Origin of the sequence: Bathymodiolus azoricus thioautotrophic gill symbiont (assembly GCF_001298715.1) — a bacterium.
Taxonomy (GTDB): Bacteria; Pseudomonadota; Gammaproteobacteria; order PS1; family Pseudothioglobaceae; genus Thiodubiliella.
The window spans coordinates 1-2,490 of record NZ_CDSC02000282.1; the positions used below are offsets into that span (position 1 = coordinate 1).

The 2,490-nt window shown below is 41.7% G+C and carries 1 protein-coding gene; it reads right to left on the reverse strand.

From position 1 onward, the window contains the following. Positions 1-2,457 (reverse strand): calcium-binding protein (locus BAZSYMA_RS05500; protein WP_206599447.1); only part of this gene is annotated, 2,457 nt, incomplete at its 3' end. Positions 2,458-2,490: the final 33 nt, after the last annotated feature.

Here is a 2,490-nt window from a genome sequence, read left to right on the forward strand (position 1 = left end):
GCGATTCATGTCATTAACCTTGCCTCGTCCTGAGTCGCTAATGTAGAATCCCATTAAATCACCAGTGTTAGCATTGTGTACAGCTCCTGTCAAGGTGACGGCGTGATTGACACTGCCATTGCCATTGTAATTTGAGTCATTCCATAATATGCCAGCATTAACGGACAACATAACACCGCGACCACCTTGAAGTAAGTTGGCAATGCCAGTTTCATTGTAACCTTGGATGACATCATTAGCGATGCCATAGTTGTTTAAAATAGCTTGTTGTTGTAGGTAATTGGAACCACCTAATTGACTAGCAGGTAAACTGGGGTCATTTACCGCCCAGTTGTTGGCAATAGCAGTATTAACCACCTCACTTTCAGATGTAGGGGTGCCTGTTTGGGTGATAAGGTTGGCAATAGAGGTTAATGCACAGGTACCTTGGTAGTTTTCAATAGCATCGCCTTGCATATAATCCAGTTCATTGCGTTTTGGAAAGCCATAAACCAAAACGGCTTCACCATCAACCTGACCTTTTTCCGCCTTAGAGAAGTCAAGCAAGGTTAGGTTTTCTATATTGTCACTTAGGGTGTAAGTAATGCTACTTTGAATAGTGTCCGTACCTTGATTGGCATACTCTACAACACTATCATTAATGTTGTCGACATAATAAGTATCATTCCCCAATCCACCAATCATCTCATCAGCACCTGTTACCCCATCGATGATGTTGTTAGCGCTATTGCCAATGATTTTGTTATCGGAGGCATTGCCCGTGCCATGAATATTAAAGCCTTCCAGTAAGCGCAATTCTTCAATATTGGCGTTTAGCAAATAACTGGCGCTAGAAATAACGGTGTCATAACCTTGATTATCTTGTTCGTAAATACTGTCGTTAACGCTATTAATAATGTAGATATCGTTACCCAGTCCACCGACCATGACATCGGCATCTATACCACCATCTAAATAATCGTTTCCTGGTCCACCGATGAGAACATCTTGCCCTGCGCCACCATATAGATGATCGTTATCACTTTCTTCGCCATTGAGTTTCTGTTTGGCTTCGTTACTAGCGGTGAAGCCTGTTAAATAATCATCACCATCGCCACCGTAGAGAATATCATCACCACTTTGACCAAATAAATTATCGTTGCCTGCCTCGCCATAGAGTTTGTCATCACCCTCATTGCCTTGCAGTTCGTCATTCCCAGTGCCACCATAGAGTCTATCATGCCCTAAGCCACCCATTAGGATATCATCATCATCACCACCATTCAGATAGTCGTTATCAGTTTCACCTGTATTTAGACTTTGCTTAACTTCATTTGCCGCAGTGAATCCAAGTAAAAGATCTTTGCCTTCTCCACCCCAAAGTTTGTCGTTTCCTGTTTGTCCAAACAGCCTATCTTCACCATCTCCGCCCATGAGTTCATCGTTACCTTCATTACCTTGAACTTCATCATTGCCACTACCACCCCAGAGTTTATCATTACCTTTTTCACCTAATAAAATATCATTGTTGGCGCCACCGTCTAGGTAATCATTACCCAAACCACCGTATAATTCATCGTTGCCACTACCACCATACAAGCGGTCGTTATCAGTTTCTCCTGTACTTAAGGTTTGTTTGACATTGTTACTGGCAGTAAAGCCGACAATAATATCATCGCCTGAACCACCAAGGATGGTGTCATTTCCAACGGCACCAAATATTTTATCGTTACCTTGTTCGCCATAGATTTTATCGTTACCAGCGTAACCAAGTATTTCATCATTTCCCAGGCCTCCCCAAAGGTTATCACTTCTCTCACTGCCACCCATTAAGTCATCACCATCGCCTGCTAAAAAGTGAGTGATTAAGCTAAGGTCAAAGAAGTCATTATTGTAATAGTCCACATCAAAGGTATCATCACCATCGGTGCCAATAATGTGACTTTTGTTATTATGGATTTTAATCATGGCAGGATCCCAATAAACGAAGTGCGTCCTTCCATTTGACAAATAATAATAAAGGTGGTCTGTGTCTCTTAGGGTACGGTAGTCGCTGTTTGGCGTGTCTAACTCGTTTGTTTGACTCGTTTGAATAGGCTGTTTGTTAGCAACATGAGCATTGCCACTAACATAGAAAACATATTCACTTTGTTGAATAGGGTGATTAAGTGTGTTGAGATTAACTAACTCCCCTGTATCTAAATGCCCATCTTCGTTAATATCTTGCCATAGACGCAGGATGTTAGTTTCAGATCCTGTTAGTTGTCCATCGTTGTTAGTATCTAGGGCTTGGAGTTGTGCTACGCTTAGTGCTTGGTTGTTGCTATTAATAAGCACCCCTGTATATCGCGCAATACTCTGGGCATTATCATACTGTGCACTTTGAGAATCATAAAAAGCCCCGATTAGGTCAGAATCATGCCGGTCAGTTTGAGAATCATCATAGTTGTAATTATAATCACCCTTTGCATGATTCAACACATAATCTTGGAAGGCATTGAATTCCTCGTG